Genomic DNA, 16,599 nt, shown 5'->3' on the forward strand with positions numbered 1-16,599 from the left:
GCGTACAACCTACAAGGTTGTAACAAGATCACAATGGGAGGCCGACGCCGGGCCTCCGGTACGCACGACCGGCGATAACATGCGGTTCCGGAGCCGACACGATACGGAGGCGATGGATGCCCCGCCGCACCCGAACCGGCCCCATGGCGCCCCGGAACGGCCTCGCAACCGCCCTGGCCGCAGGAGTCCTGTTCGTCAGCACCGTCGCCCCCGGGCCACTCGTGACACCGGCCGCCGGCCGCGCCCCGGCCTGCCCTGCGGCACCTGTGACCGCCGAGCCGGTGGCCGGCGTCCCCTGGGCGCAGACCCGGTACGCCCCGGACCGCCTCAGCGCCCTGGCCACCGGCGCCGGGGTGACCGTCGCGGTGGTCGACTCCGGGGTGGATCCGCGCCACCCGCAGTTGCGGGGGCGGGTACTCGACGGGGTGGACCTGCTCGACCGGGGTGGTGACGGCACCGACGACTGCGCCGGGCACGGCACCGCCGTGGCGAGCATCATCGCTGCGGCCCGCCGGTCCGGCACCGCCTTCACCGGTCTCGCCCCGGAAGCCCGGATCCTGCCGGTACGGGTCAGCGAGCAGCAGGTGATCGAGGGGCGGGAGTCCGGGCGTACGGTCCACCCGGACGAGTTCGCGCAGGCCATCCGGTGGGCGGTGGACCATGACGCGGATGTGCTCAACCTCTCGGTGGTGCTCTACGCGGACGTACCCGCCGTCCGGGCCGCGATCCGCCACGCCGTCGACCGGGACGTGGTGGTGGTGGCCGCCGCCGGGAACCTGCACGGCGAAGGGGATCCCCGCCCGTATCCCGCCGCCTACGACGGGGTGATCGGGGTCGGGGCGATCGCCGCCGACGGCAGTCTCGCCGACTTCTCCCAGGTCGGGCCCTATGTCGACGTGGTCGCCCCGGGCTCGGACGTGATCGCCGCAGTGCCCGGCCGGGGCCATCGGCGCACCGCCGGCACCAGTTACGCCGCACCCTTCGTCGCCGCCACGGCGGCCCTGCTCCGGCAGTACCGACCGGAACTGACCGCCGGCCAGGTGGCGGACCGGATCGTCGCCACCGCCGATCCGGCCCGTGGTGCCGGGCGGGGATCCGGTTACGGCGCCGGTGTGCTGAACCCGTACCGGGCGGTCACCGAGACGCCACCGGTCCGGCCGGTCACCCCGGCGGCGGAACACCGAGACGACCCGGCCGATCCCGCACTGGTGGCCCGGGACCTGCGCCGGTTGGCGGCCCGGGACCGGGCGCTGCTGGTCGCCGGGACGGCATCCGCCGTGGTTGTGCTGGCCGTGCTGCTGGCGCTGGTGCTGCCCCGGGGAGCGCGCCGTGGCTGGCGCCCGGCCGACCCGGTCTGACCACCACCGACCCACCGCCCACCGGGCCCCGCCCAGCCAGGTCAACCCGCCACGCGGGGCCCGTTCCGGCCAGGTCAACCCGCCATGTCCGGGCCCCGCCCGGCCAGGTCAACCCGCCACGCGGGGCCCGGGCAGCCCTCACTGGAACAGGTTGACGTTCCGCTTCTCGGTGTGCAGGTAGTCGGCCGCCGACTCGTCGACCGCGAGCTTGATGTCGCGCAGCATGGCCTGTAGGTCCTGCGAGGCCGACCGCCACTTCGCCTGCCGCTGCTCGTACGCCTGCCGGGCCTCCCCCTCCCAACTGGCCACGAGCGGCGCGGCATCCCGCTCAAGCTGCCCGAGCTGGGTCTGCAGGCTGTTCAACGCCTTCTGGATGTCCGCGCTGGCCTGCTGCAACGCGGAGAAACTGACGACCAGCATCCCGTCGTGCATCCGAACCTCCTCCTGTCCGTACCCGAGTCAGAGCGGCAGTTGGATGCCGCCACGGTTGGTGTGCGCGACCCGGCTGGCCGCCTCGGCGTCGGACGCCGTGTACTGCTGGCCGGCGGTCCGGATCGCACCGCCCGTCTCCCGCAGCGCCCGCTGGATCGCCGCCTGGTCCTGCGACCACTGCTGCTTGACCTGCTCGAACGACCGGCCACCGGCGCCCCGCCAGGCCTGCTGGAGCACCTCCAACTCGGCCATGAGGCTGCTGAGCATGCTCTGCAACGCCTCGTCGACCTGCTCGAACCGCGCTGCGGTCTGCTGCATCACCGCAGCTTCTGCCTGCGTCTGGGACACCCCGGAGGTCACCTCGTCTCCTCGGTCGTGCCGGGCCCCGCCGTCCACCATGCACCGTCCAACCGGGACGGAACCGGATCCGCCAGCACACCACGACACACGATCAACTCGATCGCTGACGGTAGCCGGGTTGTCGCGCTGGTGCTACCCCCTCGTGTCCCCCTGTGGATAACCGTCACCGGCTCCGGACGGGTCGGGGTGCCCGCCCGCACCTCGGCCCCGCCCCGCTCAGGCGGGTCGCACCGGTTCGCGCGCCACCGCCGGGTCGAGCGCCCCGCCGGCCGGTACCAGGGCCACCACCCCGGCCGGCAGCCGCATCGGGCGGACCGCCCCGTAGCCGAGCATGCCGAGCACCGCCGGGTCGGTCACCGCGTACCGCCGGCCCAGATCGGTGACCACGAAAACCGCGCCCCCGGTCGCACCCGGTGCCGCCACCGCCTCCACCACCGCTCCGCGTCCGGGCTCGACCAGCACCTGGTCGGCGCGTACCGGACCGGCCGGGGATCCGACCGCGACCCGCCCCGCCCCCTCGGCCTCCGGCACGACCGCAGCCACCCGCACCTCGCGCACCCCGCCGTCGTCGGCGACCGAAGCGCAGACCGCCGCACCCGGCGCCACCAGCGACGGCCGGGTCGCCGGCGGAGCCGCCGCATCGACCGGCACCAGATCGGGGAGCTTCGGCAGGGCGGCGAAGGTGCGCTGGGTCATCGGTGTCGGCCGGTCCCGCCCGGCGCCCCCGGTGAGCAGCAGATCGGCCTGCACCTGCGTGATTCCGGCGAGTCCGTTCCGCAACGCCACGGCGTACTGCCGGCCCCCGCCCTGCCCGGTCACGACGAACACCTCACCGATCCGGGCACCCGGTACCCGCACCGAGGGCCGACCCTGCTCGGGAATGCGTACCGGACCCAGATCCGCGCCGGCCGGCAACGAGTTGAGCAGCGCGGGGGCCAACGGGACCGGCCGCTCACTGGTCCACGCCAGTGCGGCCAGCACCAGGTCCGGATCCCGGAGCAGGTGACGCTGCTGGCGCCAGACCAGGTACAGGTTGCCGTCCGGGTGCCGGCCCAGTACCGCGTCGTCGGCCAGGACCCGCCCGTCCTGGACCGGCCTGCCGACCAGCAGCACGGAACGCGGCCCGGCCCGTCCACCGTCAGGCGTCACCGAGCAGACCGTCCACGGCGCCCGGGAGAGCCGGTCCGGCGCGGGCAGCGAGTCCGGGGCGTCCGGGATACCGAGCGGCGCGCCCCGGGCCACCCCGGCCAGCGACGCCCGGGACACCAGCACGCTGCGCTGCTCCGAGCCACCCACGATGAGCAGCGCCGAGGCGTAGTTGAGCACCGGGTGCAGCCGACCGTCCCGGTAGACGTACCGGGCGCCCGACTCCTTCTCGACGATCACCGCCTGCGCGTCGCGCCACCCGGTGGCACCGCCACCGACGAGGACCCCGTAGACCACCACCGCGCCGAGCGCGATCGCCGCGATCAGCACGCTGGCCAGGGCGGTACCCGCCGCCCGGCGGAACGGCGACTGCGCCGGGTCGGTTTCCCGCAGCACCAGCGCCGCCACCACCCGCTGCACCATGAACTGGTACGAGTGCAGCTGGTCCTGTCGCGACGGCATTCGGCCCCTCCGGAGTTACGTTCCGGCCACATACGATAGGCCGCGCGTGACGATCCACGGGGACCCGACGGCGAAGGGGGGCCGGCACGGTGACAGCGACGGTGGGCGGGCCGACGGACCGGACCGGACCCGGGTTCGATGCGCCGCCGGATGACGGGCCACGGATCGCGGCGCCGGTCCGCCCGGCCCGCCGCGCCGGCCCCCGGCTCCGGGTCCACGCCGGACAGATCGTGGTGACCCAGGTGGCGGTGGCCGGATCGGGAGTCGCAGCGGGCCGCAGCGCTCTCCTGGTGGCCGGCGCTGCGGTCACCGCCGCCGTTCTCCTGGTGGTCACCTGGGCACCGGTAGGCGGCCGGTGGTTGTACGAGTGGCTGGGCATCTGGCTGCGCCGGGCCGGGCGACAGCGGACGCTCTCCCCGGCGGCCTCGCCCGCCGCGCTGCTCGACCTGGTCGCCCCCGGCGCCGTGGTGGCACCCGCCGAGCTGGCCGGCGAACCGGCTGCGGTGATCGGCGACGGCCACGGACTGACCACACTCCTGGAGCTGGGTGACCCGGCCGGGATCATCGGTTCCGGGACACTGCTGCCCGCCCTGCCCACCCTGCTACCGGCCACCGATCCGGGCACCCCACCGGTCCGGCTGCAACTCGTGCTCTCCGGTGTGCCGGCCCCGGTGCCCGGCGTCGGCGGCGGGCCGGCGGGCACGTCGTACCGGCAGCTCACCGGGGGCCGGCTGCTCGGGCAGGCCCGGGCGGTGCTGGCCGTCCGGGTGCTGCGCGCCGACGGGTGGTCGGACGCCGAGCAGCGCCGGGCGCTGTCCAGCGCGGTGCGCCGGGTACGCCGTCGGCTGGCGCCGGTCGGGGCCCGTCCGCTGGGGGCGGACGCCGCGCTGCGGGTACTCGCGGAACTCGCCCACCACGACGGCGGGCAACCGGCCCGGGAGACCTGGCCGGCGGTGCGGCTGGGTGGGCTGATGCAGGCGTCCTTCCGGCTGCGGCAGGCCCGGGGGGACGACGCCCTGCGCCGGCTGGCACCGCACCTGCTGGCGCTGCCGGCCACGGCGACCACGGTGGCACTGGGCGTCGGGCCGTGGCGGGCCGGCGGGCCGGCGTTGCTCCCGGTGGAGCTGTCGGTCCGGATCGCCGCCGGCGGACCGGCGGAACTCGCCCTCGCCACCCGGGCGCTACGGCGGCTGGTGACCGCCGAGGGCGGTCAGCTGCACCGGCTCGACGGGGAGCAGCTCGACGGCCTCGCCGCCACCCTGCCGCTGGGCACACCCGGCGCACCCCGGCCGGCGCCCGGGGCCACGTTCGACGGCCTGGAACTGCCGGTGGACTCCGCCGGGTTGATGCTCGGCACGAACCGGCACGGCGCACCGGTGACCGCTCGGCTGTTCCGCCCGGAGGCGACCCGGGTGGTCCTGGTCGGCGGGGTACGCGCCGCGCAGCTCATCACGCTGCGCGCGATGGCGCTCGGCGCCCGGGTGGTGGTACGGACCAGTCGGCCCGGGGCCTGGGAGCCGTTCGTCCGGGGCGTCACGGTGCCCGGTGAGCTGATCCCGCTCATCCCGCCTGGCCGGCCGGTCGGGGGGCCGCCCGGCACCCCGCTGCGCCCGCTGCTGGTGGTGTGCGACGTCGCCCCACCGGTGGCGGACGCCCGACCGGCGCCGGGCTGGCAGACCACCCTGGTGGTACGGGACGAACTGACCGCACCGGACGTGGAACTGCTCGCCCGGGCCGACCTGGCGGTGTTGCAGCCGCTCCGCCCGGACGAGGCGGGTCTGGCCGGTACCGCGCTGGGGCTGGGTGACTCGTCGGCCTGGCTGACCCGGATCAGGGACGACATGGCCGCAGTGGTCAACCGGCAGGCCCTGCGCTGGGTGCTGCTGTCCCCGACTCCGGTCGAGGCACAACTGATCGGGACACCGGTGCGGGAGCGGCCGTACGCCGTTGCCGACTCGCCGGGTGTTCCGCGTCCGGCCGGGTGTTCCGCGTCTGGCCGAGGCGTGACACCATCGCCGCCATGGGTTTTGTGAAGGGTGCGTTGATCCGGCTCGGTAGCACCGCGCTGGCGTTCTGGCTGGCCACGCTGATCATCCCCGGCATCAGCCTCAGCTCGGACTCGATCTCCGAGGCCGTGTTCACGCTGGTCCTGGTCGCGGTGATCTTCGGGGTGGTCAACGCCGTCCTCCAGCCGATCATCAAGATGGTCGGCTGTGGTCTCTACCTGCTGACGCTCGGCCTGATCGCACTCGTGGTCAACGGGTTGCTCTTCCTGCTGACCAGCTGGATCGCCGAACAGCTCGACCTGCCCTTCCACGTGGACCACTTCTGGCCGGCGGCGGTGCTCGGCGCGCTCTTCGTGGGCATCGTCACCTGGATCCTGGGCGCCGTACTCGACCGCGACTGACCGCACCGTCGGCACCGGGCCAGGGCCAGGGCGGAACGTCGGCGCAATCACAGACCAGCGGCCGGGAATTGGCTGGTGGTGGGTACCGGGGCCGGAGCTAGCGTCGGATCATGCTCAACCTGACCCGTGACGACGGCTACCAGCTCTCCACCGATCCGGACCGCCTCGACCTGGCCCGGGTGCACCACTGGCTCTCCACCGACGCCTACTGGGCGCAGGGGCGTACCCGTGAGGTCGTCGAACGGTCGTTCGCGGGGTCACTGCCGTTCGGGATCTACCGGCCGGACGGCCGGCAGGTGGCGGTGGCCCGGGCCGTCACCGACCGGGTCACCTTCGCCTGGCTCTGCGACGTCTACGTTGACGAGGACGAACGCGGTCGTGGCCTGGGGACCTGGCTGGTGGGGGCGGTCCGCGACGAGCTGACCGCACTCGGCGTGTACCGGATCATGCTCGCCACCGCGGATGCGCACGACGTGTACGCGAAGGTGGGCTTCACGCCCCTCACCGACCCGGAACGGTGGATGGTGCACGGCCGGCCGGTCGGGTCGGCGTGAATCCGCTCCGGCTCGGCTACCTGTACGGCATCGGGGCGTACCTGCTCTGGGGTTTCTTCCCGCTCTACTTCAAGCTGCTCCGCCCCTCCGGTCCGATGGAGATCCTGGCCCAACGGGTGGTCTGGTCGCTGGCCTTCGTGGCGCTGCTGCTGGCCGCGCTGCGCAACTGGGGCTTCCTGCGCGAACTCCGGCACCGGCGGAGCACGATGGCCGGCATCGGGGTGGCGGCCCTGCTGATCGCCGGCAACTGGGGCACCTACATCTACGGGGTCAACGCCGACCGGGTGGTGGAGACGGCCCTCGGCTACTTCATCACCCCCCTGGTGTCGGTACTGCTCGGCGTGGCCGTGCTGAAGGAACGACTGCGCCCCACCCAGTGGGCCGCCCTGGCGGTCGGCACCCTGGCGGTGGCGGTCCTCACCGTGGACTACGGCCATCTGCCCTACCTGGCCCTGCTGCTGGCGGTCACCTTCAGCGGGTACGGGCTGGTCAAGAAGCGCCTCGGCCTGCCCGCCGCCGAAGGGCTCTTCGCGGAGTCCGCCGTCCTCGCCGTACCCGCGCTGGGTTATCTCGGCTGGCTGACCTGGCAGGCGGAGGCGACCTTCGGGCAGGTCTCGGCCGGGCACACCGCGCTGCTGGTGCTGGCCGGGGCCGCCACCGCCATCCCGCTGCTGCTCTTCGCCGGCGCCGCCAACCGGTTGCCGCTGAGTGTGCTGGGCCTGTTGCAGTACCTCGCGCCGGTGCTGCAACTCGGCTGCGGCGTGCTGGTCTTCCACGAACCGATGCCCCCGGCCCGGCTGGCCGGGTTCGCGCTGGTCTGGCTGGCGCTGGCCATCTTCACGGTCGACGCCCTGCGGGTCACCGGTCGCCGTCGCCGGGAGATCCGTAAGGAAGGGCCCCCTCTTATCGCTTCCGGTATAGGAAGGGCCCCTTCTTAACACCCCGGCCGGGGCACGTCCCTCTATGGGAGCAGGGCGTACGCGGCGGCCGGACCGGGCGTGGGCTGGAGCTGTTCACGTCCGGTTCACGCCACGTCCCGGCACCGCTCACCAGGCCCTCCTAGCGTCCGGCACGCACGTGTTTCCCACTGGTGGGCACGGGCGTGCCACCAGACCCCTTCAGGAGGCTCCTCCCCATGAGCGACCGCCCCCGGCTGCTTCCACTGCTCGGCTCGCCCCGGCACGGCAACCGTGACTCGATGACCTGTCTCTACCGGTGCGGCAACGCCTGTGACCACCCGGTACCCAACAACTCCGACAACGCGTACTTCGGTGACGTGGTCAACGCCGAGGTGAGCCGGCGCGGTGTGGTCCGCGCCGGTGCGGTGGGCGCTTTCGTCCTGGGCTTCGCGGGCGCGGCCGGCGCGGCCCCCGCCAGTGCGGCCCCGGCCGCCGCCGAACCGGCCGGTGCGGCCGGGGGCGGTGCCGTACCGGCGGTACCCGAGGTGGCGGACTTTTCCGCCCGCCAGCGGTCCGGCAGCGGGGCGCTCACCTTCAAGCCGATCCCGCCGAACCGGCTCGACAACCTGGTCGTCCCGAACGGGTACGACCACTCGGTGGTCATCCGCTGGGGCGACGAGGTGGTGCCCGGTGCCCCGGACCTGGACGTGCACCAGCAGACCGCGGCCAGCCAGTCGAAGCAGTTCGGCTACAACAACGACTTTGTCGGGGTACTCCCGTTGGACCGCAAGGGCCGGCGGGCGCTGCTCGTGGTCAACCACGAGTACACCAACGAGGAGCTGATGTTCCCCGGCTTCACCAGCCACGATGCGCTCAGCGTGGAGCAGGTGAAGGCGGCCATGGCCGCGCACGGCCTGTCGGTGGTCGAGCTGGAGCGGGTCGACGGTACGGGGCAGTGGCGCCCGGTCCGCAACGGTCGCCGCCCGTACAACCGGCGGATCACCGCGCTGGCCACGCCGTTCGAGTTCACCGGCCCGGCGGCCGGCTCGGTGTGGCTGCGGACGGCGGCCGACCCGAAGGGGCGTACCGCGATCGGCACGCTGAACAACTGCGCCGGCGGGGTGACCCCGTGGGGCACCGTGCTCAGCGGTGAGGAGAACTTCAACCAGTACTTCGTCGGCGGCGACGGCGTACCGGCCGAGGCGAAGCCGAAGCTGGCCCGGTACGGCGTCTCCACCAGCGCCCGCTACCCGAGCGAGAGCCGCAAGTGGGAGCGGGCCGACGAGCGCTTCGACCTGGCGAAGCACCCGAACGAGGCGAACCGGCACGGCTGGGTCGTCGAGGTGGACCCGTTCGACCCGGAGTCGCGCCCGCGCAAGCACACCGCGCTGGGCCGGTTCAAGCACGAGGGGGCGAACGTCATCGTCGCCTCCGACGGGCACGTCGTGGCCTACATGGGCGACGACGAGCGGTTCGACTACCTCTACAAGTTCGTCTCCGACAAGAAGTACCTGAAGGGCAACTCCTGGGTCGCCCGCAAGCACAACCTGACCCTGCTGGAGTCGGGCACCCTCTACGTGGCGAAGCTCGACTACAGCAGCGCCGACGAGATCGACGGGTCGGGCAAGCTGCCGACCGATGGTGCGTTCAACGGGCGCGGGCAGTGGATCAAGCTGGCCCGGGGTAACCGCTCCTACGTCGAGGGGATGACCGTCGAGGAGGTGCTGACCTTCACCCGGCTGGCCGGGGACCGGGTCGGCGCGACCAAGATGGACCGCCCGGAGGACGTCGAGCCGAGCCTGGCCACCGGCAAGGTCTACGTGGCGCTGACCAACAACAGCAACCGTGGGGTGGGGGCCAACCCGAAGGCCGACGAGGCGAACCCGCGTACCGCCAACAAGCACGGTCAGGTACTGGAGCTGGTCGAGGACCGGGGCAACAACTCGGCGGAGTCGTTCACCTGGTCGCTGCCGATCATCTGCGGTGACCCGGCCGACGCGTCGACCTACTTCGCCGGGTACGACAAGACCCGGGTCTCGCCGATCTCCTGCCCGGACAACGTGGCCTTCGACGGCGCCGGCAACCTCTGGATCTCCACCGACGGCAACGCGCTGGGCAGCAACGACGGGCTGTTCGCCACCGCCATCGAGGGACCGGAGCGGGGGCACCTCAAGCAGTTCCTGACCGTGCCGATCGGCGCGGAGACCTGCGGCCCGTTCATCACCACCGACGACCGGTCGGTCTTCGTCGCGGTGCAGCACCCGGGTGAGATCAACGGCGCCACCATCGAAAAGCCGGCCTCGACCTGGCCGGACGGCGACTTCGCCAAGCCGTCCGTGGTGGTGGCCTGGCGGCTCGACGGCGGCCCGATCGGCAGCTGAGCGGTTAAGAGGGGCCCCTTCCTATACCGAAAACGATAGGAAGGGGCCCTTCCTTACCGCTAGGCGTCGGCGGCAAGGCTCTCGGCGATGCTCTTGGCCACGGTCAGCAGCTTGGCCCGGACCACCCGGGCCGAGGTCATCATCTCGCCCGCCGGCAGGGCGCAGGCAAGTACCACCCGGCGCTCGATGTCCTTGTCCGGGGTGACGATCACCGCGCCGCAGGCCACCCCGTTGCGGAACTGGCCCAGCTCCATCTGCATGCCACGGCGTTCACCGGCGGCCAGGTCCGCCTCGAAGGTCTCCACGGTGGTCAGCGTCGCCGGGGTGAACGGGCGCATGCCGTACTCGCGCAGGTACCGGAACCGCTGCTCAGGGGTGAGGGTGGCCAGCAGCGCCTTGCCGAGCGCCGTCGCATGGGCACCCTCGTCGAAGCCGGGCACCAGATCCTCGACGTACGGCGACCGCGCGCCCTCGGCCACGGCGGTGATGGCGACCTGGCCGCCCACGAACCGCCCGAGGTAGTGGCTGTACCCGGTGTCCACCGCCGCCCGACGCAGGCACTCACCGACCGCGGGCGGGCCACGGAACGCGGTGACGAGTTCGCGGTACCGGTCGGCAACCTCCAGCCCGACGATGTAGGTGCCGTCCTCACGCCGGATCACGTAGCCCTCGTACGCCAGGGTCCGCACCAGGTGGTAGGTGGTGGCGACGGTCAACTCGCATCGTCGCGCGATCTGCTTGACGGTCAGCCCCTTGGGGGCACGACCGACTGCTTCGAGCACGCGTAGCGCACGCGACACGCTACGGATGAGATCCGAAGGTTCCGCCAAGGGGTCGCGCACAACCACCTCCGCCGCCGGGGACTTACACCATATGAAAAACAGGCCGACCGCGAAATGCCTGTTCGGATCGAGAATGCCAGATACCCGGCGACAGTGCGTGCATCGACAGACACGATCTGTCAATGAACTTGATTCGCGTATGGTCGTCCCATCATGCCCGAACCCTCCGCGAGCGTCGCAGCAACACCCGCGCCGGCCCATCCGGCCCGGATCGCCGCCGGCGCGGTAACCACCACCATCGCTGCCGTCCTGCCCGTTTTCCTGGTCAGCGGGCTGGCGGTGCAGATCGGCGCCGACCTCCGGTTCACCCCGGCCGGGCTGGGCGCCGCAGTGGCCGGTTACTTCGGCATCAGTGCGTTGGCCTCGGTACCCGCCGGGGCGCTCGTCGAGCGGCTCGGCCCGGCCGTGGTGGCGCGAAGTGGCATCCTGCTCTCCGCCGGCTCGCTGCTGGCCATCGCTGGCCTCGCCCGGTCGTACGCCACCCTGGTCGGTCTGCTGGCGCTGAGCGCCGCCGCGAACGCGCTCGGCCAACTGGCCAGCAACTCGGCCCTGTCCCGACACGTCCCGGCCCGCCGGCAGGGCCTCTCCTTCGGGGTGAAGCAGGCCGCGATCCCGATGTCCACGCTGCTCGCCGGTGCCGCCGTCCCGACGATCGCACTCACCGCAGGCTGGCGCTGGGCCTTCGTGGCGGCATCGGTCGCCGCACTCGCCGCGCTGCCCGCCGTACCCGTCGAAGGAGCGGCTCCGTCCCGACGGCCGGCTGCCCGGGGCGGGCGGGCCAACGCGGCACTGGCGGTCCTTGGCGTGGCCGCCACGCTCGCCGCAACGGGCGCGAACGCCCTGGGCACCTTCCTCGTCGACTCGACCGCGACGAGCGGGCTCGACCCGGGCCTGGCCGGGCTGACCCTGACCTTCGGCAGCGCCGTCTGCATCGCCGTCCGGGTGGGCGCCGGCTGGCTCGCCGACCGCAGAGAGAGCGGACACGTCCTGATGATCGCCGCGATGCTGCTGCTCGGGGCTGGCGGGCTGGCGTTACTCGCCCAACGCGGCACACCGGCGCTGCTGATCGGCGTGACCCTCGGCTTCGGTCTCGGCTGGGCCTGGCCAGGTCTGATGAACTTCGCCGTGGTGCGGCTGCACCCACAGGCACCGGCCGCCGCCACCTCGATCACCCAGACCGGCGTGTACGCGGGCGGCTGCGTCGGCCCGCTGGGGCTGGGCTGGATCGCTGCGGACAGCGGCTATCCGGCGATGTGGACGGTGGCCTCGGTGGGCATGCTGCTGGCCGCCGCTCTGATGCTCACCGGCAGCCGGATGCTGCACCCCCGCACCTGATCCTGGCGACGGCCGCCGGGCCCAGTCCCGCAGGTCGCTGGTGCGATCGGCTGGGGTGCGGTCGCCTGGTGCGGTCGGCTGAGGTGCGGTCGCCTGGTGCGGTCGGCTGAGGTGCGGTCAGCTGGTGCGGTCGGCGATGAAGTCGCAGAGCGACTCCAGAGCCCGCCGCGAGGAGCCGTCCGGCAACGGGGCGAGCTGCTGCCGGGCATCCTCCGCATAGCTGCGCACCGTCTCCCGGGCCCGTTTGAGGGCCGGGGACTCGCGCAGCAGGCCGAGCGCCTCGGCGTGCAGGGCATCGTCGGTGACCGGCCCGGCGGCCAGGATCTCCCGCAGCCGCCCCGACGAGGCGTCCGCGTCGTCCGAGGCGAGCGCGTAGAGCACCGGCAGGGTCGGCACACCCTCACGCAGGTCCGTACCGGGGGTCTTGCCCGACTGCACCGACTCGGAGGCGATGTCGAGCAGGTCATCGGAGAGCTGGAAGGCGACGCCGATCGTCTCGCCGTACCCGGCGAGCGCCTCGGTGTGCTCGGTGGACGCGCCGCCGAACATCCCACCGAACCGGGCCGAGGTGGCGATCAGTGAACCGGTCTTCTCCGCGATCACGCTGAGGTAGTGGTCGACCGGGTCGTCACCGGCCCGTGGGCCGACCGTCTCGGCGATCTGGCCGTGCACCAGCCGGGCGAACGTCCGCGCCTGGAGCCGGACCGCCTCCGGGCCGAGGTCGGCGGCGATGTCCGCCGCCCGGGCGAAGAGGTAGTCGCCGACCAGGATCGCCACCGAGTTGGTCCAGCGGGAGTTGGCGCTCGGCGCCCCCCGGCGGACGACGGCCTCGTCCATCACGTCGTCGTGGTAGAGCGTCGCCAGGTGGGTGAGCTCCATCACCACGGCCGCCGGCACGACCTGCGCCCTGGCCGGATCGCCGAACTGGGCACCGAGCGCGACCAGCAGCGGGCGGAACCGCTTGCCACCCGCCTCGACCAGGTGCCGGGCGGCCTCGGTGACGAACGGGTCGGCGCTGGCCACGCTCGCCCGTAGCTCGTCCTCGACCGACTCCAGCAGCCCGAGCACGGACTCCTCGACCCGCGAGTCGACCAGGTCCAGGCCGAGCGAACCGAAGCCGTACCGACTTGTGCTCGCCCGGCTCCGGCGGGTGCCGGAGCCGGGGGCGCCTGTCTGCTGGTCAGCGGGTCCTACCACGCTTTCAACCATGCCACACCCGTTCGAGTTGCCCGGCGCGGGGAGGTGCGGCCCGGGAGCGAGCGTCCGGGGACCCGGACCGGTCATCGCACGAATTCAGCGGCGCCGTTGGCCAGGTCGAGCAGCGGCCCCGGAGCCACGCCGAGGACCAGGGTGGCGAGTACACCGATCATCAGCGCGGCGGCGGTCAGCCCACCGGGCATGGAGACCGTCGGGGTGGACTCACCCGGCTCGGAGAGCCACATCATCACCACGACCCGCAGGTACGGGAACGCGAGGATCATGCTGGTCAGCACACCGGCGATCACCAGCCACGTCTGCCCACCCTCGATGGCCGCCCCGAAGACCGCGAACTTGCTCATGAAGCCGCTGGTCAGCGGGATACCGGCGAAGGCGAGCAGGATGAAGGTGAACAGCCCGGCGAAGAACGGCGACCGCCGACCCAGCCCGGCCCAGCGGGACAGGTGGGTGGCCTCGCCGTCGGCGTCCCGGACCAGGGTCACCACGGCGAACGCGGCGAGCACCGAGAAGCCGTACGCGACGAGGTAGAACATCGTCGCGGAGAGGCCCTCCTTGTTCAGCGCGAGTACCCCGACCAGCAGGTAACCGGCGTTGGCGATCGACGAGTACGCGAGCAGCCGCTTGATGTCGGTCTGGGTGACCGCCAGCACCGCGCCGACCAGCATGGTGAGTACCGCCACAGTGCCCAGCACCGGGGTGAAGTTCCACGCCGAGCCGGAGAACGCGACGTAGAAGACCCGCAGCAGGGCGCCGAACGCGGCGACCTTGGTGCAGGCCGCCATGAAGGCGGTCACCGGGGTCGGGGCGCCCTGGTACACGTCCGGAGTCCAGACGTGGAACGGGGCCGCCGCCGCCTTGAACAGCAGACCGATGGCGAGCAGTGCCATGCCGGCGTACAGCAGCACCGGGCTGGACGCCGAGTCGGCGACCGCCGCGTGCACGGTGGCGAAGTCGACGCCGGCCGTACGACCCGGGATGCCCGAGGTGAAGCCGTAGACGAGGGCGACACCGAACAGGAAGAACGCCGAGGCGTACGCGCCGAGCAGGAAGTACTTCATCGCCGCCTCCTGGCTCAGCAGCCGCCGGCGACGGGCCAGCGCGCAGAGCAGGTAGAGCGGGAGGGAGAAGACCTCCAGCGCGATGAACATGGTCAGCAGGTCGTTCGCCGCCACGAAGATCAGCATGCCGCCGATGGCGAAGGTGGTCAGCGGGTACACCTCGGTGGCCCCACCGGCCTCCTCGGCCTGCCGACGGTCGTCCTCCGACCCGGCCACCACGGCGGCCTGGGCGACGAAGGCGCCGCCCCGCTCGATCGAGCGCTCGCCGATCAGCAGCAGGGCCATCGCGGCGAGGACCAGGATCGCGCCCTGGAGGAACAGGGTCGGCCCGTCGATCGCGATCGCCCCGCCGATGGTGATCTGGCGGTCACCGGCGTTGTCGACCACGAAGTAGAGCGCAACCAGTACCGCCAGCAGGGCGGCACCGAGCTGCACCGGATGCCGCAGTCGACGCGGCACGAACGCCTCGATCAGGACACCGACCAGGGCGGCGCCCAGCATGATCAGGATCGGAGCGAGCGCCGCGTAGTCAATCGACGGCAACTTCAGCTCGGTCATCGGACAGGCTGCCTTTCACTCGCGACCGCGGGGCTCACTTGCTGGCCTTCTGGACGCCGCCGTTCGTCGGTGCGGGGTCGGACTTGCCGACATCCTGCATGGTCGCCTGGACGGCGGGGTTGATGACATCGGTGACCGGCTTGGGGTAGAAGCCGAGCAGCACGATCAGCGCGATCAGCGGTGCCACCACGACCTTCTCGCGCAGGCTGATGTCCCGCCGCATCCCCTCCACCTGGGTCAGCGCCGGGTTGAGGGTGCCCTGCGTGGTGCGCTGCACCATCCAGAGCACGTACGCCGCAGCCAGGATGATGCCGAGGGTGGCGATCACCGCGACCGGCTTGTTCACCGTGTAGGTACCGACCAGCACCAGGAACTCGGAGATGAACGGTGCCGTACCGGGCAGGGCGAGCGAGGCGAGACCGGCGAAGAAGAACACCCCGGCGAGGACCGGGACCAGCTTGCCCGCCCCACCGAAGTCGCTGATCAGCGCCGAACCGCGCCGGGCCACGAACATGCCGACGACCAGGAACAGCAGGCCGGTGGCGAGGCCGTGGTTGAGCATGTAGAGCACCGCACCGGTACCGGCCTGGGTGGTGAAGGCGAAGATGCCGACGCCGATGAAGCCGAAGTGCGCGATGGAGGTGTAGGACACCAGTCGCTTCAGGTCGTTCTGTCCGACCGCCAGCAGCGCGGCGTAGATGATGCCGATCACCGCCAGCGCGATGGCGTACGGCGCGAACCACTTGGACGCCTCGGGGAACAGCGGCAGGCAGTAGCGCAGGATGCCGAAGGTGCCGACCTTGTCCATGACGCCGACGAGCAGGGCCGCCGCACCGGCCGGCGCCGCGCCACCGGCGTCCGGCAGCCAGGTGTGGAACGGGAAGAACGGCGCCTTGATCGCGAAGGCGATGAAGAAGCCGAGGAAGAGCCAGCGCTCGGTACCGGTCGACATGTCGATCTGGGTGAGCGCCTGCCAGTCAAAGGTCTTCCCGCCGACCACCCAGAGGCCGATCACCGCGGCGAGCATGAACAGACCGCCGACCAGCGAGTAGAGGAAGAACTTCACCGCCGCGTACTGCCGCTGGTGGCCGCCGAAGCTGCCGATCAGGAAGTACATCGGCACCAGCATGACCTCGAAGAACACATAGAACAGGAAGATGTCGGCGGCGGCGAAGACGCCGATCATCGTGGATTCGAGGATGAGCAGCAGGGCGAAGTAGACCGGGACGGACCGCTTCGACGACTCCGCGTCGTGCCAGGAGGCCAGGATCACCAGCGGCACCAGGACGGCGATCAGCATCAGCATGACCAGCGCGATGCCGTCGGCGGCGAAGGTGAAGTTCACCCCCCACTGCGGGATCCACGAGTACGACTCGCGGAACTGGAGCCGGTCACCGCCGGCCTGGAACGCCCCCCACATGAAGACGGAGAGCACCAGCACGGCCAGCGACCAGCCGAAGGCCACCTGCTTGGCCAACTGCGGCCGGCTGCGCGGCAGGAACGCCACGACCAGGGCACCGACCAGCGGCGCCACGGTCAGCACCGAGAGGAAAGGGAAGTCGGACATTATGCGGCCTTACCTCCGTCGT

General features: G+C 72.1%; 14 protein-coding genes. 7 read left to right on the top strand and 7 right to left on the bottom strand.

What is annotated here, in order from left to right; genetic code table 11:
- Nucleotides 1-116 precede the first annotated feature (116 nt).
- Nucleotides 117-1,358, top strand: coding sequence for a type VII secretion-associated serine protease mycosin (gene mycP, locus V6U90_RS04315; protein ID WP_334431233.1), 1,242 nt, complete (start codon nucleotides 117-119; stop codon nucleotides 1,356-1,358).
- Between the two features lie 138 nt (nucleotides 1,359-1,496).
- Here the strand turns inward: mycP and V6U90_RS04320 are convergent, their stop codons facing one another.
- The 3 genes from V6U90_RS04320 to eccB all read right to left on the bottom strand — a co-directional run bounded on the left by V6U90_RS04320 (nucleotide 1,497) and on the right by eccB (nucleotide 3,758).
- The gene (locus tag V6U90_RS04320; protein ID WP_334431234.1) at nucleotides 1,497-1,790 is read right to left on the bottom strand and encodes a WXG100 family type VII secretion target; all 294 of its coding nucleotides are present in this window, start codon (nucleotides 1,788-1,790) and stop codon (nucleotides 1,497-1,499) included.
- 27 nt (nucleotides 1,791-1,817) lie between these two features.
- Complete coding sequence (locus tag V6U90_RS04325; RefSeq protein WP_334431530.1) at nucleotides 1,818-2,138, bottom strand: WXG100 family type VII secretion target; 321 nt, start codon at nucleotides 2,136-2,138, stop codon at nucleotides 1,818-1,820.
- A 228-nt stretch (nucleotides 2,139-2,366) separates the two neighbouring features.
- Nucleotides 2,367-3,758 (bottom strand): type VII secretion protein EccB, encoded by a 1,392-nt coding sequence (eccB, locus tag V6U90_RS04330; protein WP_334431235.1) that lies wholly within the window; start codon nucleotides 3,756-3,758, stop codon nucleotides 2,367-2,369.
- Between the two features lie 89 nt (nucleotides 3,759-3,847).
- On the opposite strand from eccB, the gene eccE reads away from it, so the two are divergent.
- The 5 genes from eccE (at nucleotide 3,848) to V6U90_RS04355 (ending at nucleotide 9,999) form a co-directional block, all read left to right on the top strand.
- Complete coding sequence (gene eccE, locus V6U90_RS04335) at nucleotides 3,848-5,791, top strand: type VII secretion protein EccE (protein ID WP_334431236.1); 1,944 nt, start codon at nucleotides 3,848-3,850, stop codon at nucleotides 5,789-5,791.
- Nucleotides 5,779-6,165 (top strand): phage holin family protein, encoded by a 387-nt coding sequence (locus V6U90_RS04340; RefSeq protein ID WP_334431237.1) that lies wholly within the window; start codon nucleotides 5,779-5,781, stop codon nucleotides 6,163-6,165. The genes eccE and V6U90_RS04340 overlap by 13 nt, the downstream gene beginning before the upstream one ends.
- Nucleotides 6,166-6,275: 110 nt before the next feature.
- Nucleotides 6,276-6,719, top strand: coding sequence for a GNAT family N-acetyltransferase (locus tag V6U90_RS04345; RefSeq protein ID WP_334431238.1), 444 nt, complete (start codon nucleotides 6,276-6,278; stop codon nucleotides 6,717-6,719).
- Nucleotides 6,716-7,657 (top strand): EamA family transporter RarD, encoded by a 942-nt coding sequence (gene rarD / locus V6U90_RS04350; RefSeq protein WP_334431239.1) that lies wholly within the window; start codon nucleotides 6,716-6,718, stop codon nucleotides 7,655-7,657. The genes V6U90_RS04345 and rarD overlap by 4 nt, the downstream gene beginning before the upstream one ends.
- 197 nt (nucleotides 7,658-7,854) lie before the next feature.
- On the top strand, nucleotides 7,855-9,999 hold the full coding sequence (locus V6U90_RS04355) for a PhoX family protein (protein WP_334431240.1): 2,145 nt from the start codon (nucleotides 7,855-7,857) through the stop codon (nucleotides 9,997-9,999).
- Between the two features lie 59 nt (nucleotides 10,000-10,058).
- Here V6U90_RS04355 and V6U90_RS04360 read toward each other — a convergent pair whose 3' ends face one another.
- Nucleotides 10,059-10,841 carry an IclR family transcriptional regulator gene (locus V6U90_RS04360; protein ID WP_334431241.1) on the bottom strand — a complete coding sequence of 261 codons (783 nt, stop codon included), beginning with the start codon at nucleotides 10,839-10,841 and terminating at the stop codon, nucleotides 10,059-10,061.
- A gap of 153 nt (nucleotides 10,842-10,994) precedes the next feature.
- On the opposite strand from V6U90_RS04360, the gene V6U90_RS04365 reads away from it, so the two are divergent.
- Complete coding sequence (locus V6U90_RS04365) at nucleotides 10,995-12,176, top strand: MFS transporter (protein WP_334431242.1); 1,182 nt, start codon at nucleotides 10,995-10,997, stop codon at nucleotides 12,174-12,176.
- 117 nt (nucleotides 12,177-12,293) lie between these two features.
- Here V6U90_RS04365 and V6U90_RS04370 read toward each other — a convergent pair whose 3' ends face one another.
- The 3 genes from V6U90_RS04370 to V6U90_RS04380 all read right to left on the bottom strand — a co-directional run bounded on the left by V6U90_RS04370 (nucleotide 12,294) and on the right by V6U90_RS04380 (nucleotide 16,577).
- The gene (locus tag V6U90_RS04370) at nucleotides 12,294-13,385 is read right to left on the bottom strand and encodes a polyprenyl synthetase family protein (RefSeq protein WP_334431243.1); all 1,092 of its coding nucleotides are present in this window, start codon (nucleotides 13,383-13,385) and stop codon (nucleotides 12,294-12,296) included.
- 71 nt (nucleotides 13,386-13,456) lie between these two features.
- Nucleotides 13,457-15,010 (bottom strand): NADH-quinone oxidoreductase subunit NuoN, encoded by a 1,554-nt coding sequence (nuoN, locus tag V6U90_RS04375; RefSeq protein WP_334431244.1) that lies wholly within the window; start codon nucleotides 15,008-15,010, stop codon nucleotides 13,457-13,459.
- Nucleotides 15,011-15,044: 34 nt separating this feature from the next.
- Nucleotides 15,045-16,577 carry an NADH-quinone oxidoreductase subunit M gene (locus V6U90_RS04380; RefSeq protein ID WP_334431245.1) on the bottom strand — a complete coding sequence of 511 codons (1,533 nt, stop codon included), beginning with the start codon at nucleotides 16,575-16,577 and terminating at the stop codon, nucleotides 15,045-15,047.
- Between the last annotated feature and the right edge of the window lie 22 nt (nucleotides 16,578-16,599).

The sequence above is a fragment of the Micromonospora sp. CPCC 206060 genome (assembly GCF_036906895.1).
Lineage (GTDB): Bacteria > Actinomycetota > Actinomycetes > Mycobacteriales > Micromonosporaceae > Micromonospora.

Coding starts and splice junctions, on each gene's coding strand:
- mycP (WP_334431233.1), top strand. CDS start 117: ATGCCCCGCCGCACCCGAACCGGCCCCATGGCGCCCCGGAACGGCCTC.
- V6U90_RS04320 (WP_334431234.1), bottom strand. CDS start 1,790: ATGCACGACGGGATGCTGGTCGTCAGTTTCTCCGCGTTGCAGCAGGCC.
- eccB (WP_334431235.1), bottom strand. CDS start 3,758: ATGCCGTCGCGACAGGACCAGCTGCACTCGTACCAGTTCATGGTGCAG.
- V6U90_RS04340 (WP_334431237.1), top strand. CDS start 5,779: ATGGGTTTTGTGAAGGGTGCGTTGATCCGGCTCGGTAGCACCGCGCTG.
- V6U90_RS04345 (WP_334431238.1), top strand. CDS start 6,276: ATGCTCAACCTGACCCGTGACGACGGCTACCAGCTCTCCACCGATCCG.
- V6U90_RS04355 (WP_334431240.1), top strand. CDS start 7,855: ATGAGCGACCGCCCCCGGCTGCTTCCACTGCTCGGCTCGCCCCGGCAC.
- V6U90_RS04365 (WP_334431242.1), top strand. CDS start 10,995: ATGCCCGAACCCTCCGCGAGCGTCGCAGCAACACCCGCGCCGGCCCAT.
- V6U90_RS04370 (WP_334431243.1), bottom strand. CDS start 13,385: ATGGTTGAAAGCGTGGTAGGACCCGCTGACCAGCAGACAGGCGCCCCC.
- nuoN (WP_334431244.1), bottom strand. CDS start 15,010: ATGACCGAGCTGAAGTTGCCGTCGATTGACTACGCGGCGCTCGCTCCG.
- V6U90_RS04380 (WP_334431245.1), bottom strand. CDS start 16,577: ATGTCCGACTTCCCTTTCCTCTCGGTGCTGACCGTGGCGCCGCTGGTC.